This window comes from Janthinobacterium agaricidamnosum NBRC 102515 = DSM 9628 (assembly GCF_000723165.1).
GTDB lineage: Bacteria > Pseudomonadota > Gammaproteobacteria > Burkholderiales > Burkholderiaceae_D > Janthinobacterium > Janthinobacterium agaricidamnosum.
The window spans coordinates 5,914,622-5,914,956 of the sequence record NZ_HG322949.1 but is presented as its reverse complement, the minus strand read 5'-3'; the positions used below and the strand labels follow the sequence as shown (position 1 = coordinate 5,914,956).

At 51.3% G+C, this 335-nt stretch carries 2 tRNA genes; both read left to right on the top strand.

Annotated elements, in window-relative coordinates:
• Positions 1-104 precede the first annotated feature (104 nt).
• A tRNA-Ile gene (locus GJA_RS25680) sits at positions 105-181 on the top strand.
• Positions 182-208: 27 nt separating this feature from the next.
• A tRNA-Ala gene (locus tag GJA_RS25675) sits at positions 209-284 on the top strand.
• Positions 285-335: the final 51 nt, after the last annotated feature.

Sequence of the window (335 nt, the reverse complement as noted above, 5' to 3'; positions counted from 1 at the left end):
GAGTTAGTAATAACTCAGGTCAGCAAACGTCCACACTTATCGGCTGTTAATCAAAGAAGAAACAGTAGCAGTACCGCAGTATCAGTATCCGCAGTATCCGCGTTGGGGCTGTAGCTCAGCTGGTTAGAGCACCGTGTTGATAACGCGGGGGTCGTTGGTTCGAGTCCAACCAGCCCTACCAGTAATATCCAAGTCGTAGCAATACACCGGGGGATTAGCTCAGCTGGGAGAGCAGCTGCTTTGCAAGCAGGGGGTCGTCGGTTCGATCCCGTCATCCTCCACCAAGGTTTTACCGAAAGCGCAAATGTAAATCAGTGTTCAATAGCACACCGGGA